23 protein-coding genes are annotated in these 19,698 nt (G+C 52.7%); 22 read left to right on the top strand and 1 reads right to left on the bottom strand.

Annotated features, from left to right (window positions below; translation table 11 throughout):
• Nucleotides 1-185: 185 nt before the first annotated feature.
• From trpE to KP806_RS05000, 20 genes are all read left to right on the top strand, one after another.
• Entirely contained in the window at nt 186-1,757 is a 1,572-nt protein-coding gene (gene trpE / locus KP806_RS05095; protein ID WP_224722497.1) for an anthranilate synthase component I, read from the top strand.
• The gene (gene trpD, locus KP806_RS05090) at nt 1,757-2,809 is read left to right on the top strand and encodes an anthranilate phosphoribosyltransferase (protein WP_224722496.1); all 1,053 of its coding nucleotides are present in this window, start codon (nt 1,757-1,759) and stop codon (nt 2,807-2,809) included. Before trpE ends, trpD begins: the two co-directional genes overlap by 1 nt.
• The gene (gene trpC / locus KP806_RS05085) at nt 2,796-3,596 is read left to right on the top strand and encodes an indole-3-glycerol phosphate synthase TrpC (RefSeq protein WP_224722495.1); all 801 of its coding nucleotides are present in this window, start codon (nt 2,796-2,798) and stop codon (nt 3,594-3,596) included. The genes trpD and trpC overlap by 14 nt, the downstream gene beginning before the upstream one ends.
• Complete coding sequence (locus KP806_RS05080) at nt 3,593-4,270, top strand: phosphoribosylanthranilate isomerase (protein WP_224722494.1); 678 nt, start codon at nt 3,593-3,595, stop codon at nt 4,268-4,270. The genes trpC and KP806_RS05080 overlap by 4 nt, the downstream gene beginning before the upstream one ends.
• The gene (gene trpB / locus KP806_RS05075) at nt 4,267-5,472 is read left to right on the top strand and encodes a tryptophan synthase subunit beta (RefSeq protein ID WP_224722493.1); all 1,206 of its coding nucleotides are present in this window, start codon (nt 4,267-4,269) and stop codon (nt 5,470-5,472) included. Before KP806_RS05080 ends, trpB begins: the two co-directional genes overlap by 4 nt.
• On the top strand, nt 5,459-6,265 hold the full coding sequence (gene trpA, locus KP806_RS05070; protein ID WP_224722492.1) for a tryptophan synthase subunit alpha: 807 nt from the start codon (nt 5,459-5,461) through the stop codon (nt 6,263-6,265). The genes trpB and trpA overlap by 14 nt, the downstream gene beginning before the upstream one ends.
• A gap of 165 nt (nt 6,266-6,430) precedes the next feature.
• Nucleotides 6,431-7,528, top strand: a complete 1,098-nt coding sequence (gene hisC, locus KP806_RS05065; protein WP_224722491.1) for a histidinol-phosphate transaminase — start codon at nt 6,431-6,433, stop codon at nt 7,526-7,528.
• Between the two features lie 4 nt (nt 7,529-7,532).
• Nucleotides 7,533-8,624 carry a prephenate dehydrogenase gene (locus KP806_RS05060; RefSeq protein WP_224722490.1) on the top strand — a complete coding sequence of 364 codons (1,092 nt, stop codon included), beginning with the start codon at nt 7,533-7,535 and terminating at the stop codon, nt 8,622-8,624.
• A 380-nt stretch (nt 8,625-9,004) separates the two neighbouring features.
• Nucleotides 9,005-9,601, top strand: coding sequence for an RNA polymerase sigma factor (locus KP806_RS05055; protein ID WP_224722489.1), 597 nt, complete (start codon nt 9,005-9,007; stop codon nt 9,599-9,601).
• Nucleotides 9,598-10,203: an anti-sigma factor family protein gene (locus tag KP806_RS05050; RefSeq protein ID WP_224722488.1), complete on the top strand. Its 606-nt coding sequence runs from the start codon at nt 9,598-9,600 to the stop codon at nt 10,201-10,203. Before KP806_RS05055 ends, KP806_RS05050 begins: the two co-directional genes overlap by 4 nt.
• A 64-nt stretch (nt 10,204-10,267) precedes the next feature.
• Nucleotides 10,268-10,846, top strand: a complete 579-nt coding sequence (locus KP806_RS05045) for a histidine phosphatase family protein (protein ID WP_224722487.1) — start codon at nt 10,268-10,270, stop codon at nt 10,844-10,846.
• A gap of 203 nt (nt 10,847-11,049) precedes the next feature.
• The gene (locus KP806_RS05040) at nt 11,050-12,228 is read left to right on the top strand and encodes a hypothetical protein (RefSeq protein ID WP_224722486.1); all 1,179 of its coding nucleotides are present in this window, start codon (nt 11,050-11,052) and stop codon (nt 12,226-12,228) included.
• Between the two features lie 98 nt (nt 12,229-12,326).
• Nucleotides 12,327-12,833 (top strand): gamma carbonic anhydrase family protein, encoded by a 507-nt coding sequence (locus KP806_RS05035; RefSeq protein ID WP_224722485.1) that lies wholly within the window; start codon nt 12,327-12,329, stop codon nt 12,831-12,833.
• A 22-nt stretch (nt 12,834-12,855) separates the two neighbouring features.
• Nucleotides 12,856-13,038 (top strand): IDEAL domain-containing protein, encoded by a 183-nt coding sequence (locus KP806_RS05030; RefSeq protein WP_224722484.1) that lies wholly within the window; start codon nt 12,856-12,858, stop codon nt 13,036-13,038.
• A 301-nt stretch (nt 13,039-13,339) separates the two neighbouring features.
• Nucleotides 13,340-13,762, top strand: a complete 423-nt coding sequence (locus tag KP806_RS05025; RefSeq protein ID WP_224722483.1) for a DUF2487 family protein — start codon at nt 13,340-13,342, stop codon at nt 13,760-13,762.
• A gap of 241 nt (nt 13,763-14,003) precedes the next feature.
• On the top strand, nt 14,004-14,534 hold the full coding sequence (locus tag KP806_RS05020) for a Rieske 2Fe-2S domain-containing protein (protein ID WP_224722482.1): 531 nt from the start codon (nt 14,004-14,006) through the stop codon (nt 14,532-14,534).
• Between the two features lie 16 nt (nt 14,535-14,550).
• Nucleotides 14,551-15,222 (top strand): menaquinol-cytochrome c reductase cytochrome b subunit, encoded by a 672-nt coding sequence (gene qcrB / locus KP806_RS05015; RefSeq protein WP_224722481.1) that lies wholly within the window; start codon nt 14,551-14,553, stop codon nt 15,220-15,222.
• 18 nt (nt 15,223-15,240) lie between these two features.
• A complete protein-coding gene (locus KP806_RS05010) occupies nt 15,241-16,116 on the top strand; it encodes a menaquinol-cytochrome c reductase cytochrome b/c subunit (protein WP_224722480.1) in 876 nt (291 codons plus the stop codon).
• A gap of 101 nt (nt 16,117-16,217) precedes the next feature.
• Complete coding sequence (locus tag KP806_RS05005; protein ID WP_224722479.1) at nt 16,218-16,853, top strand: DUF1405 domain-containing protein; 636 nt, start codon at nt 16,218-16,220, stop codon at nt 16,851-16,853.
• A gap of 41 nt (nt 16,854-16,894) precedes the next feature.
• Nucleotides 16,895-17,761: a sporulation protein YpjB gene (locus KP806_RS05000; protein WP_224722478.1), complete on the top strand. Its 867-nt coding sequence runs from the start codon at nt 16,895-16,897 to the stop codon at nt 17,759-17,761.
• A gap of 2 nt (nt 17,762-17,763) precedes the next feature.
• Here KP806_RS05000 and KP806_RS04995 read toward each other — a convergent pair whose 3' ends face one another.
• A complete protein-coding gene (locus KP806_RS04995; RefSeq protein WP_224722477.1) occupies nt 17,764-18,627 on the bottom strand; it encodes a YitT family protein in 864 nt (287 codons plus the stop codon).
• A 158-nt stretch (nt 18,628-18,785) separates the two neighbouring features.
• Here KP806_RS04995 and KP806_RS04990 point away from each other — a divergent pair, with 158 nt between their 5' ends.
• Together KP806_RS04990 and KP806_RS04985 are read left to right on the top strand one after the other, a co-directional pair.
• On the top strand, nt 18,786-19,109 hold the full coding sequence (locus KP806_RS04990; RefSeq protein ID WP_224722476.1) for a nucleotide pyrophosphohydrolase: 324 nt from the start codon (nt 18,786-18,788) through the stop codon (nt 19,107-19,109).
• A gap of 65 nt (nt 19,110-19,174) precedes the next feature.
• Nucleotides 19,175-19,693 carry a tetratricopeptide repeat protein gene (locus KP806_RS04985; protein WP_224722475.1) on the top strand — a complete coding sequence of 173 codons (519 nt, stop codon included), beginning with the start codon at nt 19,175-19,177 and terminating at the stop codon, nt 19,691-19,693.
• Nucleotides 19,694-19,698 lie beyond the last annotated feature (5 nt).

Genomic DNA, 19,698 nt, shown 5'->3' with positions numbered 1-19,698 from the left:
CGAGTGCCGCCCTGCACAGGACGGATCGCGTCCATTTGCCTGATTTCCGCAGAACGAATACGTTTATTTGCGCTTACACGCTTTCGTCATCATCTAAACCAATGCCCCTGCTCCGGCAGGGGCTTTTTTATTTTCTATAGCGGGATTAGTTGAAATGAATGGATATCACAAGGAGGTTGTTCGGGATGTCAAGCGAACTGCAGCAAGTTATTCGTCTAGCCGATCAATACAATTTAATTCCTATCGTTCGTCATATGATGGCCGATACGGAAACGCCTATCAGGCTTTTCCAGCATTTTGCGAAGGAAGAGCATGCCTTTCTGCTGGAAAGCGTCGAGGGCGGCGCAAAATGGGCCAGATACTCGTTCATCGGAAACGACCCGTTTATGATGCTGTACGGCAAAAACGGCGAAATGGTGCTTGAGCATAACGGACAAAAGCAGGTGCTGAACGACAAGCCTCTGGAGCTGCTTAAAGCCCGCCTGCGCTCCTTTCGCAGTCCGGCGCTTGCCGAGCTGCCTCCGTTTACGGGAGGGGCGATCGGATTTTTCGGCTACGATTTGCTGCAGTATTACGAGAAGCTGCCCGCGCACAGAATTGACGACCTCCAAATGAACGACATGCAGTTCATGTTCTGCGACCAAATTATCGTATTCGATCATTTCAAGCAGCAGCTGCAAATCGTCGGAAACGTTCATGTTGCGGAAGGCTCGACGGATGCCCAAATCGGGGAAGCTTATGCAGCGGCCGTCGCGAAGATCGAGGCGACCATCGCAAGATTGCAGCAGCCGGTCGCGATCCCGGTTCCGGCAGGATCTGCCGTTTCGCTCGATCATGAGCTGGGAGATATCCAGTCCAACGTCACGAAAGAGCAGTTCGTATCGAACATCGAGCAGGCCAAGCAATATATACGCGCAGGAGACATATTCCAGGTAGTGCTGTCGCAGCGCTTCAGCATTGAAACGGATATTGATCCGCTTCATGTGTACCGGGTGCTGCGCACGATGAACCCTTCGCCGTACATGTATTATCTGAAAATGGGCGAGGAGGTTATCGTAGGGACGTCGCCGGAAGCGCTCGTTAAAGTAAACGGCGACCGGGTGGAAACCCGTCCGATTGCAGGCACCAGACCGCGCGGCAAGACGGAGGCAGAGGACAAGGAGCTGGAGCTCGAGCTGCTGGCAGACGAGAAGGAGCGCGCGGAGCATTTGATGCTGGTCGATCTGGGCCGCAACGACATCGGCCGCGTTTCGGAGTTCGGCACCGTCAAATGCGACTCCTTTATGGAAATCGAACGTTATTCCCATGTCATGCACATCGTTTCGAACGTGTCGGGTAAACTGAGCAAGGATAAAGATTTCTTCGATGCATTTATTTCCTGCTTGCCGGCCGGAACCGTATCCGGAGCTCCGAAGCTGAGAGCGATGGAAATAATCGCCGAGCTTGAGAATGAAGCAAGGGGAGCTTACGCAGGCGCGATCGGATATTTGGGATTCGGCGGCTCTATGGATACATGCATAACGATCCGCACGATCATCTTTAAGAATGGCAAGGCATACGTACAAGCCGGTGCGGGAATTGTATGGGACTCCGTACCGGAGAGCGAATACATGGAAACCGTGAACAAAGCAAAAGGCATGCTTAAGGCGATCCGCACCGCGGAAGCTTTGTTCGCCGGCCAGAGCCGGAAGACGGCCGGCTTCGGGGAAATCAACAGCGATTATTATGTCAAAGCGGGAGAGGGGCTCGGACAATAATGCAGGCTAGCGAAACGTATACCATGCAGCAGGCGCTTGGTCAGCTCATAGGCGGCAAGGACCTGAGCAGGGAGCAGGCCAAATCGGTGATGAACATTATCATGAGCGGGGAGGCGACGGCGGCTCAGATCGCGGGCGTCATTACGGCCATGAGAATCAAAGGCGAGACGAAGGACGAAATTACGGGCTTCGCCGAGGTGATGCGCGCTCATTCCGGCCGGGTGGAAGCGGAGCAGGAAGGCTTGCTTGATACTTGCGGCACCGGAGGCTCCGGCATTCACAAGTTTAATATTTCGACGGCTTCGTCGATCATAGCCGCGGCAGCGGGTATCCGGGTCGCCAAGCACGGCAACAGGGCGATGTCGGGGAAAGCCGGCAGCGCGGACGTGCTTGAAGCGCTCGGCGTGCAGATCAATATTGCCCCCGAGCAGGCTGCTCAGTGCTTGAACGAAATCGGCATTTGCTTCATGTTCGCCCAGCTGTATCATCCTTCGCTGCGCCATGCGGCCGTTCCGAGAAGGGAGCTTGGCATCCGAACGATTTTTAACATGCTCGGACCGCTAACGAATCCAGCAGGCGCGGACCGCCAGCTGCTCGGTTTGTATGACCGATCGAAAACGGATACGGTGGCCGAGGTGCTGCACGAGCTTGGCCTGAAGCGCGCCATGGTCGTAAGCAGTCATGACGGATTGGATGAGATCAGCATTTCTGCACCGACGCAGGTTTCCGAACTGCTGGAGGGCAAAGTGCGCACATACGATATTACGCCGGAGGAGCTCGGATTGACGCGGTACCCGATTACCGAGGTAATGGGCGGGGAGCCGTCCGTCAACGCATCGCTGATCCGTGCCGTCTTTTCGGGCGAGCAGCGCGGGGCATACCGCGATATCGTGCTCGCCAATGCGGGAGCATGCATCTATGTAGGCGGAAGCGCGGATTCACTGCGCGAAGGCGTACTCCTCGCTGCGGAGGTCATTGATTCGGGACAGGCTGAACGCAAGCTGGTCAGCCTCATTCAAAGGACGGGAGAGTTGGCTCATGTTTCTGGATAAAATCGTGGCAACCAAAAAAGCCGAGGTAGAGGAGCTGTCCGCCGGGTTTCAGCTGGCTGAGGCCGAGAAGTACATTGCGCAAATGGAAGCGTGCAGGGGCTTTGAGCGTGCGCTGTCGGCGGCCGGCCGCAAACGCGATATGGGGCTGATCGCGGAGGTGAAGAAGGCTTCGCCTTCCAAAGGGCTCATCCGCCCCGACTTTGAACCGGCCGTGCTGGCCGCCGCATACGAAGCTGCGGGCGCGGATTGCATTTCCGTGCTGACGGACCGGGATTATTTTCAAGGCTCGAATGAATTTTTGAAAGCTGTAAAAAGCACCGTTAACGTTCCGCTGCTCAGGAAGGACTTTACGATCGATTACCGTCAAATTTATGAGGCCCGCATGATCGGCGCGGATGCGATTTTACTGATCGCGGCGATACTGACTCCGGCTCAGCTTGGCGATTATCACGATTTGGCGAAGCAGCTCGGCTTGGACGTGCTCGTAGAGGTCCATAACCGCGAGGAGCTCGAAACTGTGCTTGAATTCGGCAAGGCGACGCTGATCGGCATAAACAACCGCGACCTGAAATCATTCGTCACCGATCTGCGCGTAACCGAAACGTTGATCGGCATGATGCCGGCCGGCGTAACGGTCATCAGCGAAAGCGGCATCGCAGGAAGGTCCGATATGGATTACCTGCAGCGGATCGGCGCTCACGGCGTATTGATCGGCGAGCATTTCATGCGCCATGACGACGTCGGCGGCGCTGTCCAAGATCTGATGGGCCCGGTGAAGGCGCGATGACGCAAAGTCCGCGGATCAAAATATGCGGGCTGAAAGACGTCCCGACCATCGAAGCGATGAACGGACTGCCGATTCACGAAATCGGCTTTGTGTTCGCGCCAAGCAAGCGGCAGGTTAGCAAAGAGACGGCTTCCCGGCTTATACAAGCCGTTCGTGCCCTTCAGGCTGCGGACGGAAAATCGCCGAGGACCGTCGGCGTGTTCGTGAACATCAGCTTGTCAGAATTAAAGTCGGTCATAGACGCCGCACCGCTCGATGTCGTTCAGCTGCATGGCGACGAAACGCCGGAATATTGCAACGAGGTCAGGAGAGGGTTAGGTGTTCAGGTGTGGAAAGTGTTTTCGATAAAAGGCGCGGAGACAGACGGGAAAACCTCAGCCGCCGAAGAACGGCTGGCCCCGTACAAAAATGCAGTCGACGCGATTTTAATCGATGCGCCGGGCGGCGGCACGGGACAAACCTTCGATTGGGATATGATCAATGACTATCGGCAGGCATCCGGTAAGCTGGGGCTAACCCTGTATGTCGCCGGCGGTCTGCACGAGGGCAACGTTCAAGAGCTGCTTAGAGCCTATTCCCCGGGCGGAATCGACGTGTCGAGCGGCGTAGAAACGAATGGAAGCAAGGATATCGATAAAATCCGATTATTTGTAAGAAGGGTGATGGAAGCATGACACAGGTGCCTGATCAGAATGGACGGTTCGGCAAGTTCGGCGGCAGATATGTTCCTGAAACGCTGATGAACGCATTACTGGAGCTGGAGGAAGCTTACCGGCATTATTCGAAGGACCCGGCGTTTCAGGACGAGGTCCGCTACTTATTGCATAAATATTCGGGAAGGCCTACTTCGCTTTATTATGCCGAGCGGCTGAGCCGCCATTTGGGCGGAGCGAAAATTTACTTGAAACGCGAAGATTTGAACCATACCGGCGCGCACAAAATCAATAATACGATCGGCCAGGGCGTGTTAGCCAAGCGGATGGGAAAATCGAAGATTATTGCGGAAACAGGCGCCGGTCAGCATGGCGTCGCATCGGCGACGATTGCGGCTTTGCTCGGGCTTGAATGTAAGGTGTTCATGGGAGAAGAGGATATGAAGCGTCAGCAGCTGAACGTGTTCCGTATGCAGCTGCTCGGCTCGGAGGTCGTTCCGGTTGTGTCCGGCACGAGAACCCTTAAGGATGCCTGCAACGAAACGCTCCGATACTGGGTTAGCCACGTCGATGATACGTATTACATTTTGGGCTCCGTAACGGGGCCGCATCCGTACCCGATGATGGTCCGCGATTTCCAGAGAATTATCGGTGACGAAGCACGCCAGCAAATTTTGACGGAGGAAGGCAGACTGCCGGACTACGTCGTAGCGGCGGTCGGCGGCGGCAGCAATGCTATGGGTATTTTTTACCCGTTCGTCCAGGATGAGGCCGTCCGCCTGCTCGGCGTCGAAGCGGCCGGACGAGGCGTCGATACGACCGAGCATGCGGCAACGATGACCAAAGGCCGCCATGGGGTATTCCAAGGCTCAATGAGCTACGTCCTTCAGGACGAGCATGGCCAGGTGCAGCCGGCTCATTCGATTTCCGCAGGACTCGACTATCCGGGCATTGGGCCGGAGCACTCTTACCTGAAGGATTCCGGGCGCGCCGAATACGTTCCGATTACGGATGCGGAGGCGCTGGAGGCGCTACAGCTGCTCTCCCGTACCGAAGGCATTATTCCCGCGCTTGAGTCCGCGCATGCGATCGCACAGACAATTAAGCTCGCGCCGACCCTCGATAAGGACAAAGTCGTCGTCGTAAGCTTGTCCGGACGCGGGGACAAAGACGTGGAAGCGATTATGGGCTATTTGGGAGGCAGCGTAAATGAATCTCATTGATACAGCGTTCGCACGCTTAAAAGCGGAAGGCAAGACGGCGTTAATTCCCTTTTTGACGATGGGCGATCCGGATCTTGCAACTTCGATCGATATAATCAAGACGCTGGAGGAAGCCGGAGCGGACATGATCGAGCTCGGCGTTCCTTATTCCGATCCGCTGGCGGACGGGCCCGTTATTCAGCGGGCGTCCGAGCGCGCATTAACGAACAGCATCACTTTGACGGACTGCATTCAAGTGGCGGAGCAAGCCCGCGAGGCGGGCGTGAAAATTCCATTTATTTTATTCACTTATTATAATCCCGTATATCAGTTCGGATTGGATGCGTTTTTCGAGCTGGTCAAAAGCAAAGGCATCAGCGGACTTATCATTCCGGACCTGCCGATCGAAGAGGACGAGGAGGTCAGGCAGCTTTCGGAGTCTGCCGGCGTCCATCTGATTCCGCTTGTGGCGCCGACCTCGAACGACCGCGTGACCCGCATTTCCCGCAAAGCAAAAGGCTTTGTCTACTGCGTTTCCTCGCTTGGCGTAACGGGGGAGAGAGCCGATTTCCATACCGGCATTAACGATTTCCTCGGGACGGTGCGACAGGCGACCGAGCTGCCGATCGCGGTAGGCTTCGGCATTTCGAGCAGGGAGCAGGTAAAGCGTTTCGAGAAGCTGTGCGACGGCGTCATCGTAGGCAGCGCAATCGTCCGCACGATCGAAGAGGCGATTCCGCTCCTGAAAGAGGAGAGCAGCCGGGCGGCCGGTCTTAAACAGATCGGCGATTTCGTAGCCAAGCTTAAAGGATAATATTTTGACTCTTACCAGGAGCCGTTCCGTTCGTCCGATTACTCGGACCCCGCGGAACGGCTCTCTTCGTTCAAATCGAGAAAAGACTTTAAAAGGCACAACAGATGTGAGACAATGAATGACGAACATAAGACCAGCTTATTATTAAAAAGAGGTGAAAGGCTCATGCAGCCCAAAAGCAATATCGTCCACCTCCCTGTGTATCAGCCGGGCAAGCCGGTTGACGACGTGAAGAGGGAGCTGGGATTAACCGAGGTCATTAAGCTTGCTTCCAACGAAAATCCGTTCGGATGCTCTGAGCAGGCTAAAGCGGCCGTGGTGGCAGAACTTGCGAACTTTAATATTTATCCCGACGGGGCAAGCCTTGAGCTGACGAATGCGCTTGCAAGGAAGCTTGGGGTCGATAACAACCAAATCATTTTCGGGGCCGGCTCCAGCGATATTATTTTAATGATAGCAAGGGCTTTTCTTGTTCCCGGCGACGAAACGATTATGGCGGACGAAACCTTCCCGCAGTACAAGCATAATGCCGAAATCGAGAATGCACGGATCGTTGAAGTCCCGTTAAAGGATGGAAAACACGATCTGCCTGCCATGCTGGCAAAAGTGAACGGCCGGACGAAGATCATCTGGATCTGCAATCCGAACAATCCGACGGGAACGATCGTCACGAAGAGCGAGCTGGACGAGTTCCTGAAGCAGGTGCCGAGCGACGTGCTTGTCGTGCTGGATGAAGCCTACGGCGAATACATCAGCGATCCCGAGTTTCCGGACGGCATTGAATTTCTGCGCGATTACCGCAATCTGATCGTGCTTCGAACCTTTTCGAAAATTTTCGGTTTGGCCGCGCTGCGGATCGGTTACGGGGTCGGCCATGCCGACGTCATCCGCTTTACGAACCAGGTTCGCGAGCCGTTTAATACGTCGAGAGCGGCCCAGGCGGCAGCAACAGCCTCGCTGGCGGACGATCAATTTATTGCATACTGCCGCGAACAGAACGCGGAAGGCCTTCGTTACTTTTGCGAGCAGTTTGACCGGATGGGTCTTAAGTACTTCCCGGCATACGGCAATTTCGTTATGGTCGATGTGAAGCGTCCATCGCCGGAGGTGTTCGACGCCCTGCTCCGCAAAGGAATCATCTCCCGCGCCCGCTGGACGTATTATCCGAACCATATCCGGATTACGGTAGGCACTCGCGAGCAGAACGAAAAATTCATACAGGCGCTGGAGCAAGTATTGCAGGAAGCGACGGTGCAAGGATAACGTTATGACAACTGTGGCGATTTTCGGGGTAGGCTTGATCGGAGGGTCGATCGCCCTTTGCTTGAAGGGCAAGCCGGATATTACGGTGATCGGGCATTCGAACCGGCCTTCCCAGGTTGACAAATATATACAGAGAGGGGTCGTCGATTACGCGACGACCTCTATGCAGGAAGCGGCAGAGCAAGCGGATTTTATATTTATTTGCGTGCCGGTCGGCAACATCGAGGAGTACATTGAGAAGCTGAGCAAGTTCCGGTTGAAGCCGGGCTGCATCATTTCCGATGCCGGCAGCACCAAGACGTCCGTCATGGCTTGTGCGGAAAGGCTGGATTTCGGAGGAGCGGTGTTTATCGGAGGACATCCGATGGCCGGCTCGGAGCGTTCGGGCGTGGAAGCGGCATCTTCTTATTTGTACGAGAACGCATTTTATGTTTTGACTCCTTCGGTCAATACGCCTGCCGATGCGCTGGATCGGCTCATCGGGCTGTTAAGCTATACGAAAGCGAATATCGTGCATGTAGACGCCAAGGAGCATGACGAAATCGCGGGAGCGATCAGTCATTTGCCGCATATGATCGCCGTGTCGCTCGTCAATCAAATTCGCGGATATAACGAACGGAACGGGTTGTATGAGTCATTGGCGGCAGGAGGCTTCCGTGATATTACACGAATCGCTTCGAGCGATCCGACCGTTTGGCGCGATATTTTGATCAATAACAGGTCGGTGCTGCTGCCGCTGCTTCAGGATTGGAATGCAGAAGTCAACAAATTCGTCCAAATGCTCGAATCTGCGGATGGAGAGGCAATCGCGCGGTCGTTCGCGCAGGCGGGACAATTTCGAAACCGCATGCCGGAGCGGCGCAAGGGGATCATCCATTCGACGTTTGATTGTTATGTCGACGTTCCCGACCATCCCGGCATCATCGGCAAAATTACGAGCGAGCTTGGCAACAGCCGGATCAATCTCAGCAATATTCAAGTGATCGAGAGCAGGGAGGACGTCCCAGGCATACTGAGGCTTTCGTTCCGTACGCAGGATTATTTGGATCAGGCTATTGCACTGTTGACGGCGAACGGCTATGACGTACACCTTTAGGGGTGTACGTTTTTTATTTCGTCTTAAAACGGTTGCAAAAATGTTCAAAGAAAAATGAAAACGCTTATTGACAAGTTGGAAGCGTATACATATAATAAAAGTACAGTATGGTTTCTCTCCACTCCTATCCAAATCCTTCGCACTATGTGCGGACCACCTTTATAGGTGGTTTTTTTTTGCCCTTTTTTCTGCGTGCAGGGCCTTTTCGCCTAGTCGTAAAAACCTTTTGTCGAAAGAAGCAGGAATTTAGTCGCGAAACTCGAATATGATAACTACTCGTGTTTTTTTGCATACTGACCGCAACTTTTCGTCCGCGGGCCGGTACAATGTAGTATACGGTCCGGGAATTATAATCCGCAGGTGGAGGAGGTTCGCCTGTCATGACTGATTCCCAATTGATACGTGAGATAAAGGACGGCAATGTCGAGCTCTATTCCGAGCTGATGCGGCGTTATCAACGTAAAATATTGGCTTTCATTTATCACATGCTAAAGAGCGCCAAACTGGAGCCGCTCGCCGAGGATTTGTGCTCGGAAACTTTTTATAAAGCTTATCGCAGTCTTCACTCGTTCCGCGAGGTGGATGCTTCCTTTTCGACCTGGTTGTACACGATCGCGCGCAATACCGTTCTAAGCGAGCTGCGCAAGCAGAAGTCGGGGCATATGTCGCTTGACGAATCGGGCTTTGAGCCGGTTGCCGCGCCGGACGCGGTACCCGAGCAGCACGTCCTTCGCAATGAACGGATGGAGATGGTGCGGGATGCCATCAACAATTTGCCGGAAAAACAGCGCTCTGCACTTATTCTTCGGGAATATGACCAGCTTGACTACCAGGAAATCGCGAATATATTAGGGCAAACGGTCAGTTCCGTCAAATCGCTGCTTTTCCGGGCCAGAGCAAGCGTGAAAACGCAGCTGGAGCCGTATTTCGGACGAACGCCGCTGATGGAAGAATTCGAGGGGATGAATACACGATGAAGTGTAACGAAGCGCAAGAAAAATTCGGGGAATATTGGGATCTGTCCGAGCAGGATCATGAACGGAAAGCGATTGATCTTCATCTGCTCGAATGCGAAGCGTGCGCGGAGCAATTTCGGGTCTGGGAGGAAAGCGAAGATCTGATCCGCTTCTTGTCCGAGGAAGAGAAATTTCTTGGTCCGACGGAGCACGTGAACCGCAGTGTGATGGAACGGATTTATGCGGAGGATTCATGGCTCATGCCTGCATCGCATAAGAGCTATCAGTTCACCAAATCGTTCCGCCGGAACCTTGCGATCATCATTGCGGCGTGCATGGCGATGTTTGTCTCCGCTTTTGTCGTATTTGTGTTCGACCATGAGGGCGGAGCGTCCAAGGTGGAAATTTCCGAGCTGTCCGGATTGATGGATACGGCGAATGTATCGGGGGACGGTGTGGTGGTGACCGCAGGCTTCTTTGCGGAAGTTCCGGTCGCAAGCATAAGCGATCCGTTTGTCCTGAAGGTCGTTCCGGCGTTTCCGCAGTATTATGTCGCCCTTTCCTTACTGGGTATTGTCATGACTTTGTTAATATTAAATTGGCTGTCGAGAACGCGCAGCTAAGAATACAGAATAAAAGCTCCCTCGGGAGCTTTTGCTGCATAGAGAGAAGGAGTTGACCGTCACTTTGTTAATCGGGCTAGTGCGTCACGGCAAAACGGATTGGAACGCGGAAGGGAGAATCCAAGGGCAAACCGATATTCCTCTGAACAAAGAAGGGATCAGGCAAGCCGAGGCATTGGCCGGCCGGCTGTTCCGGGAAGAAAGGGTTTGGGATGCCGTCGTATCCAGCGATCTGATGCGGGCGCGGGATACTGCGGCGATCATTGCGGAAAAGCTGGAAATTCCGCTTCTGGAAGGTGATCCCCGTTTGCGCGAAAGATATTTCGGCGAGGCTGAAGGGATGACGGAGGAGCAGCGGCTTGCACGATGGGGCATCAATTGGCGGGATGCCGCCGGTGGGGTGGAATCCGACGACGACATGCGCGCCCGCGGATTGGCGGCTCTACGCGAGTGGCAGCTGGAGCATCCGCAGCTTAAGCTGCTGGTCGTTTCTCACGGAAGCTTTCTGGCGGTTTTCATGTCTGAGCTGTGCAAGGAGCTGGAAGATCAGCATCTGAACAATCTGTCCTACTCGATCATGGAGCTGGATAACGGGAATTGGCAGCCGAAGCTTTATAATTGTACCATACACTTAAATATTTAGAAGTTAAGCGGAAAAGAGACCTTCGCGGCAGCGGAACGGTCTCTTTTTTTGTTGAAACATTATAATTTCCTGTTTGCTCCCGGTTATAAAATAGAACCGATCTTCCCATAATGGTACTAAATAAGGCTTATCCACCGCAAAATGGACTGTAGCAGCACGTTCCTCAGCAAAAAGAAGCGGAGCTTTACAGAAAGGAGAGAGCTATGAATTTATCGGATATGCTAGGTTATGCGGATATTCAGCAGCTTAGCAGAATTGCAGACGTTTACCGATGCGAGTGCAATGGAAACTCGAAAAACGATTTGATTCAATCCATTCTCTCTACCGTAAGTCGAACAGAAGTGTTTGAAGCGCAAATAAGCAGCATGAAGCTGGAGGATTTACGATTTTTAAACTCATTGTTGTTTGAGCCGCGAAGCTCTTACAGCCTGGAGGACCTGATCGCGCGCGTCCAGCAGTGCAGATTCGGGGAAGACGAAGCAAAAACGGCGGAGGAGCAGCAGCCCAAAAAATCCAGGCGGACCAAAAAAAACGCGGATACGGAGCCAAAGGCTGCAAGTCCTAGAGAAATGATCGCCAAATTCAAGCATCACGGATGGTTGTTCAACGGATACAGCGGACCAAGCAGGTATTTGTTTCAGGTGCCGAACGATCTGAAAGTAAGATTCCGCGAAACGCTGGCCAAAAGATTTGCAGCCGAGCTTCAATTTACGGAAGAGCCGCCCGTATACCGCGACGAGCAGCTGCTGATCCACGACGACATTACACATTTTCTCTATTATGCACGCCATAACGAAGTGCAGCTGACCGCTGACGGCTCGATGTACAAACGGTTTATGCTGCAAATTCTCGATAAATTCGGCGTACAGGAGGAGCTGCCGGGCAAAGGGGCCTGGCGATTCGGCTACGGCAAGCATTTTAACCAGTACCCGAACCGGTTCTCGTTCATCTACGATTTTTGCTGCTCCAATAAATATATAAGCGAGAACGATACACTTCTTGAGCTGACTGCCGCAGGAGAAGAAAGGCTGCTGTCAAGGCCGCCGGGCGAAGCCGAGCAGCTGTACCGCTGCTGGCTGAAGCTGTATAAGGGACCGATTTCGAATCTGCTCGCGCTGGCGCATTGGATGAACGCATTGGCAGCCGAATGGGTGACGGTCGAATCCTTGCGAAAGGTGCTCGTCTCTTATATCAAGCCGTACTACTATGACGATGCGGAAACGATTTTGGAGAAAAGAATCATAAGCATGATGGTCCATCTCGGGCTTCTCAGGCTTGGCGAGCATCCGGAGTTCGGTTCCGTAGTCAAAATGACGAAGGCGGGAACCGCTATCGTCTCCGGCGTCGGCTTGGATGAGCGGAAGCCGTCCGCTACCAATTAACCGCAGCAAGCTCTTGGTTCGAAATGAAATATAAGCTAGAGTATAAGTAAGACTCTTGCGTAATCTTATATTTTAATTTCAGAGGGAGCGATAGACGCATGTTACTGCCGTATAATGGCTTGATGCCAAAGATTCATGAAGATGTATACATAGCGGAAGGCGCTAAAATCGTCGGAGACGTGACCATTCTAGGCCAAAGCACAGTTTGGTTCAATGCCGTTTTGCGCGGCGATCTTGCGCCAATAGTGATCGGACAGCGCTGCAACATACAGGATGGCGTAATCGGACATGTCAATACGAATCAACCATTACAATTGGAAGATGAGGTTTCTGTCGGGCACGGGGCGATTGTCCACGGCTGCAAAATAGGCAGAGGCACATTAATTGGAATGGGGGCAATCGTACTTAACGGCGCAGACATCGGTGAATATGCTTTAATAGGAGCCGGTTCGATTGTTACAGAGAACAAAAAAATACCATCCTATACTCTATCTATCGGTTCACCTGCCAAAGTCGTAAGAGAATTGACGGACAGTGATTTGCAGCGTATGAGAAAGACGATGGAGAGCTATGTGACGAAAGGAATAGAATATAGGATCTCTTAACGCCGGTTTGGAGGTGTATCCTATGGACAAAATGAAAGTAACGTACGAAGCCATGCTTAGTCTGGCTGCCGAGTTCGTACTCGATGAAGCGGTGCTCAAATTTCAGACGAACCGGATCAATACCGCCATCGATAACGCGCTTGCCGCGAAAGACGAGGATACGTTCTATCGTCTGGCCAAACAACTGCATGACTTAAAAAGATAGCGGCTGCCGCAAACGTCTATTGGCGCGGAGGCAGAGCGGGGCTTCTTTGCAGCATTCGGACAACAGGTCCGCATGTAACGCAAAGAGGCTTTTTTTTGAACTCTAAGAATTATAAGTTTCACACTAATATCCGCTTAGAATTCTCCGCGAAACGAAGCTTCGCCGCCAGAGGACGGCGAAGCCGTATACGCTTGATTGTCGATGCTTTGTTCCGGGCTCGCCGGATTGGCAAAGAAGTGCAATTCGGAGTAACATAGATAGGGCAACAGGGCATAGATGATAAAGGAGTGGGATGGACAGGATGAAGTTTAGTGAAATTACGAGCGGTCAGTGGGAGGAACTCAGTCCCTATTTGGACACCTGCCTGCTTCCGTTAACGGGGATGTCCGGCGTCGAAAAACCTTTCGAAGCGACGGAGAAGCTGGAGCGTCTGCGCGACATCATGGATTTGATTGAAATTCCGTTTAAGGGCAGGGTGGTGACGTATCCGGCCTGGCATTACATATCCGGACGGCAGCCGTTCAAGGAGCTGCTTCAGGATTGGTGCGTATCGGCGAAAAACGGCGGCTTCCGCTTCGTCATCGCGGTAACGGCCGATCCGGCAATCCATAGCGACATCCCGGGTATCGATTTGTGGGTGAAGCCGGATGAAGGCGGCGCTCTTCCTTCCCAGGCGGAGGTATCGGCGGTCATTCGGGAGATGTGGAGCAGACAATCTACATAATCTTTAAGCTTTTGTCGCATAATGTAATCAGATTTAGGGGAAAACAAATGGCAGACAAGGTCAAATGTGACAAAATGATAACAAATTAATGAACGTCATTTTGTTAGCCGCGCAAATATCCGGCCATATTCTTGACGCTCCCAAGCACCTAGGCTATTATAAGTTATGTCCTAGTTCGTCATGCGTTTTTGCCGTGCGGCAAGACGCGAGATATGGTTGGCAAAGGGGGTTAGAATAGAAGATGAGTAACCATGAACATCACGAAAACGCGCATAAACCGGCTCAGCGCAAGGAAATGTCCCGGCGTCAATTTTTGTCGTATACGCTCGGCGGAACGACTGCTTTTATGATGGGCGGCGCGGTATTGCCGATGGTCCGTTTCGCAGTGGACCCGCTCCTTGTGAAGAAGGGCGAAGGCACTTATGTAAAGGTTGTTGAAGAGAGCAAGATTACGAACGAACCGCAGGAGTTTAAATTTACGGTTCATCAGATCGATGGCTGGTACGTAAGCGACCCGGAGCTTTCGGCTTGGATTTCCAAGGACGAGAACAATACGATTTTCGCTCTTTCGCCCGTTTGTAAGCACTTGGGCTGTACGATCGGCTGGAACGTGAAGGGCAAGAACGAATTCGATTGCCCGTGCCACGACGCGCGCTACACGAAAGACGGAAAGAACCTTGCCGTAGCACCGAATCCATTGGATGAATATGAAGTGAAGCTGGAGGACGGATTCGTATACCTGGGTCCGATCAAGCCGAACACGAGAGTATAAGGAGGGCGTACTGCAGATGTTTAAAAGTGTATACAACTGGATTGACGAACGTCTTGACATTACGCCGCTTTGGAGAGATGTTGCCGACCACGAGGTTCCCGAGCACGTTAACCCGGCCCATCATTTCTCCGCGTTCGTATACTGCTTCGGCGGCTTGACGTTTTTTATTACGGTCATCCAAATTTTGTCCGGAATGTTCTTGACTATGTATTACGTTCCAGACATCATCAACGCGTATGCAAGCGTTGACTACTTGCAGCACAAGGTCGCTTTCGGACAGATCGTCCGCGGCATGCATCATTTTGGGGCAAGCCTTGTTATCGTCATGATGTTCCTACATACCCTGCGCGTATTCTTTACGGGCTCCTACAAGGCGCCGCGCGAAATGAACTGGGTTGTCGGAATGCTGATTTTCTTCATTATGTTAGGCCTTGGCTTTACAGGCTACTTGCTGCCATGGGACAACAAAGCCTATTACGCGACTAAGGTCGGTGTTGAAATCGCCGCATCCGTTCCGGTGCTGGGCCCTTATATCGCTGACTTCCTTTACGGGGGCGATATCGTAGGCGCTCAAACGCTTACTCGTTTCTTTGCGATCCACGTCTTTTTCTTGCCTGGCGCATTGATTGCGATGCTTGCAGCGCACTTTATCATGATTCGGAAGCAAGGCATTTCAGGACCACTTTAAGCGGAGGAGGGTTTACTTATGGCGCATGGTCATCATTCGAACGAGAAGGTCGTCTACGTCGGCGACTCGCGTGTGAAGAAAAGCAACCATCCGAACATACCGCCCGACTACACTTCATTCCCGGGTAAATCGGAAGCGTTTATTCCGAACTTCCTCCTGAAGGAATGGATGGTCGGCTGCGTCGTGTTGGTCGGTTTTCTAGTATGGACGATTGCAGAGCCGGCACCGCTCGGTTATCCTGCAGATCCTACTAACGCTTCATTCATCCCGATGCCTGACTGGTACTTCTTGTTCCTGTATCAATTTTTGAAATATCCGTACGTTTCGCAGGACTACATCCTGCTCGGAACGATGGGTGTACCGGCCGTTATGTTCGGCGCTCTGCTGCTTGCACCGTTTCTGGACACAGGCAAGGAACGCCGCTTCTACCGCCGTCCGATCGCATCGTCACTCATGGGGCTTTCGCTTATCGCATCCATTTACCTGACAGTTATCTCCTGGGATCACTATCAGCATATTTTGGAGGCGAACGGCACAATACCTGAGCATATCGAGCGTGAAGAAAAAGCGCGCGAGGCTGCCGAGAAAGGCGAAGAACGGCCTAACTATACGCAGCCGAAGGAAGAAGCTTCACTCGTTGAGGCGAACGACCCGGCGATGGATATCGCGAAGCAGGCTCAATGCGTAGGCTGCCATGCCGCTGACCTGAAAGGTCAAGGCACTACGCCTTCACTGGTTGGAGTAGGCGACCGGTTGTCTAAGGAAGAGCTGGCCGAAGTCATTACGAACGGCCGGAACAACGGCGCAATGCCATCTTTCAAGGACAAATTGTCGGCGGAAGAAATCGACCAGCTGGCGACTTGGCTCTCGAAGCAGAAGGTTGCAGCGGAATAACAAGGGTAACAATGACTTAAGACCTGATCGTATTTATACGGTCAGGTCTTTTTAGAATGAACGGGCAAACGGGCTTTATTACATGCCGAAGGAGAAACGAAATGATTATTTCTTTTTTTTGGAGCAGAGACTTTTTGCTTAACCGCTCATTTTTGTGGCTGCTGTTTGCAGTGAATTTCGCCGGAACGGTATATGGATATATCTGGTACGAAGGCCAGCTGTCTGCTACATTAAACAATCATCCCTTGTGGCAAATCGTGTTTGTGCCGGATTCCCCGACAGCCAGCTTGTTTTTTACTTTGGCTTTGTTATATATGCTGTTTCCTGTAAGTCGAATGTCCCGTGTCGCCATGGCAGGCCGCAAAATAATTGAAGCGCTTGCGGTCGTCTGCTCGGTCAAATACGGCATCTGGGCGGTCGCCATGATCCTCGCAGGCGCCTGGCAGGGATCTGAGCTCGTATGGCAGCATTATATGCTGATGGTCTCCCATTTGGGAATGGCGTTCGAAGCGCTCCTTTATTTCCGGTTCATGAAAGCGGGTGCGGCGGCGCTGACCGTTGCGACGGGATGGCTGCTGCTTAACGATACCGTCGATTATACTTACGAGGTTTATCCTTATTTGGCCGACGAGCTCGATGACGATGTAGCGGCCGTACGCGCTTTTACCTATGGCCTGAGCTTATTCAGCCTAGCGGCGGCTTTACCATTATGGCTGCGTCGCCGGAAAAAAGAATAACCTGGGACATCCCCTCATAGATTGTCTATGGGGGGATGTTCATGAAGCTGCGAATTATCATTCCTTTCGTCATCTGTATCGTCATGACGATCGGTTCAGCGGGCGCCGTATGGGGGAGCTCTTTCGATGCAGGCCCGAATGCTGATGTAACGGCAATGAATTTGCAAAGTGAGCTGTCGCGGCTGGACGAGCTGGCAGGCTCGCTTTATCATGCGGCAAATATAAATAACCGGCAAGCAGGCTATGCCTACCTGCAGCAGCTGCAGCGTCTGCTCGAAGGCGGTCAAAGACCCGGCGGCATGAATGAGGGCTGGGAGTTTATGAAGCTGGATTCGGATGCGATCGGCCGAGCGCTGGTCAGCGGCGACGCTGCAGCCGGATGGACGCGTGAGGCAGCCAGGCTAAGACTGGCGGCGGATGCGCTCGTCAGGCCGGACCATGCTCTGTGGCTGCAATACGAAAGTTTGATGCTGGACGATTTGTCCCGGGTGGAAAAAGCGTGGAAGCGTCAAACCGGCGACGGAGCCGAAGCGGCAAGAGCGGCACTTGGCAGCTTGCAAAGCCATGCGGACCGGATCGAACCGGCCGTTGCCATCTTGTTCGGAAGCATGCATGCTGCCGAATTGAAGGGACGGATCCGTTACACGAATCAGCTGCTTGAATCCGGCACGATGAGTCCTTCGAGCGAGCATTTGGTCAATCAGTCGCTCAAGTCCTTAAATGCCTCAGTGATACGGCTGTTTGACCGGAGCGGCAGCGTAGAGGTGGAACCGGCAGTAGCTCCGATCGCTGCAGCCAATCCGATCAAGTGGACATTAATGCTGGGTGCCGTCATTTCGGCGGTCTTAACCTATACCGGCTGGAGAAAGTACAAAGCCGAGCCTTATGGAGTAAAGCCGATTACGTAAGGTTACTCCTCCTTGAAGCCTTCTCCGAGCACGTCATGCACCTCGTTTATAACAATGAAAGCACGCGGGTCGATATTGCGGACAATCGATTTCAAACGGCGGATTTCCTGCCTTTGGACGACGCAGTAGACGACCTGTTTTTGTTGTCCGGAAAATGCTCCTTTGGCCGGGATCAGCGTCACGCCACGTTCCAGCTCCTTCGTGATTGACAGCGAAATCGCCTCGCCTTGATCGGAGATGATGGAGAAGGCTTTTGCCGCGTAAGCACCGTCTTGAATAAAATCAATCAGCTTGGACGCAATGAATACCGTAACCAGCGTATAGAGCACCTTCTCAATGCTTATATAAAGAAGAGAAATGCCAATGATGACAGCATCAAGCGTTAAAATGATCTGCCCCATGCTTATTCCTCTATACCTCGACACGATGCGGGCAACGATATCGACGCCGCCTGTCGTCCCTCCGAAGCGGAAGACGATGCCGAGTCCCATACCGAGCGACACTCCCGCATATAAGGCGGCCAGCATGTAGTCCGAAGTGCTTTGAAACGGGACAAGAATTCCATTCTCGATCAAGCGCTCGATCAGCGCGAGAAAGGCCGATAAGGATACGACGCCAAGTAGCGTGTACATCATTTGCCCGCGGCCCAATGCTTTCCAGCCCAGCAGAAAAAGCGGAACGTTAAGAACCAGGGTGGACACGGAGAGCGGCCAGCCGGCCGCATAATTCAGCAGTACCGCAATTCCCGTCACGCCGCCTTCCATAAGCTGATTCGGGATGACAAAATAATGGAGTCCGAATGCATAGACGGCCGTGCCGATTAAGATAGGGATAATGATTCGAATTTGCTTCAGCGCTTTGGACATCAGGACGGCGCTCCCTCCGGTTCTATGATTTGGTTGCCTGACTAGCCTAGACGGCATACTACTAGCTAAGGGGTATTTTATGGATTTAACATTGATTTTATTTAGGCGTTTACGTTAACATAGGGATGTGCGGCTACAGATAGAAAGGAAGCTGGAACATGTCGGATAAATCGCTCGCAGATATTCAACGGGAAGTGGATGAGTACATTTCCCAGTTTAAAGAAGGCTACTTCAGCCCGCTGGCCTTATTGGCAAGGATGTCGGAGGAGGTAGGCGAGCTCGCGCGGGAAGTGAATCACTTTTACGGCGAGAAGCCGAAGAAGCCGGATGAAGCGGATAACTCCATAGAAATGGAGCTTGGAGATATATTATTTATTTTATCTTGCTTTGCCAATTCCCTTCAAATTGATTTAACGGAAGCTCACAACAAAGTCATGAACAAATTTGCTACACGCGACGCAAATCGCTGGACGAGAAAATGACCGAACAGTAAACAAGCTCCTGACATATGCTGTACCATCAACCTGTGTACAAGGAGGATGGGCGGATGGATGGAGAAAGCTGTATCCGCAAAGCATACGAATTTATATTTAACAGCGATTTTGAAGAAGCGATTCATTGGTTCGAGCTTGCGATCGAAGCGGAGCCGGACAATGCATCCTACTACCATAAATGCGCTGTATCCTGTGCCAGAAGTGGTAAGTGGACGAAGGCGAAGCAGTATGCGGAGGCTGCGCTAAAGCTGGATCCGGAACACAAGGAATACCAGTATCATTGGCAGACCGTTGAAGCGAGCGTGCTGCTCTCGGAAGCGGATGTGCTTCTTGTAGAGGTACCGCCCAAGCTGGCGGAGGCGGCTGAGCTCCTGAAGCGGGCGGCTTCGCTGGATCCGCTGAGCATGGACGCTTTTTATACGCTGGCAGTCGTATACGAATCGCTGGACCGGCTAGACGAAGCATTAGCGAATGCGCGGGAGGCCGTAAAGCTGGACCCGAGCCACTCTTCGGCAAGAAGGCTGTTCGCCGACTTGAACCGCAAGCGCCGATTGCGCCGGCTGCGCAAATAGGCACG

The organism is Paenibacillus vietnamensis (assembly GCF_020169515.1).
Lineage (GTDB): Bacteria > Bacillota > Bacilli > Paenibacillales > Paenibacillaceae > Pristimantibacillus > Pristimantibacillus vietnamensis.
Note: the sequence above shows the minus strand (reverse complement) of the source record. Positions and strands in the feature narration are given on the sequence as shown.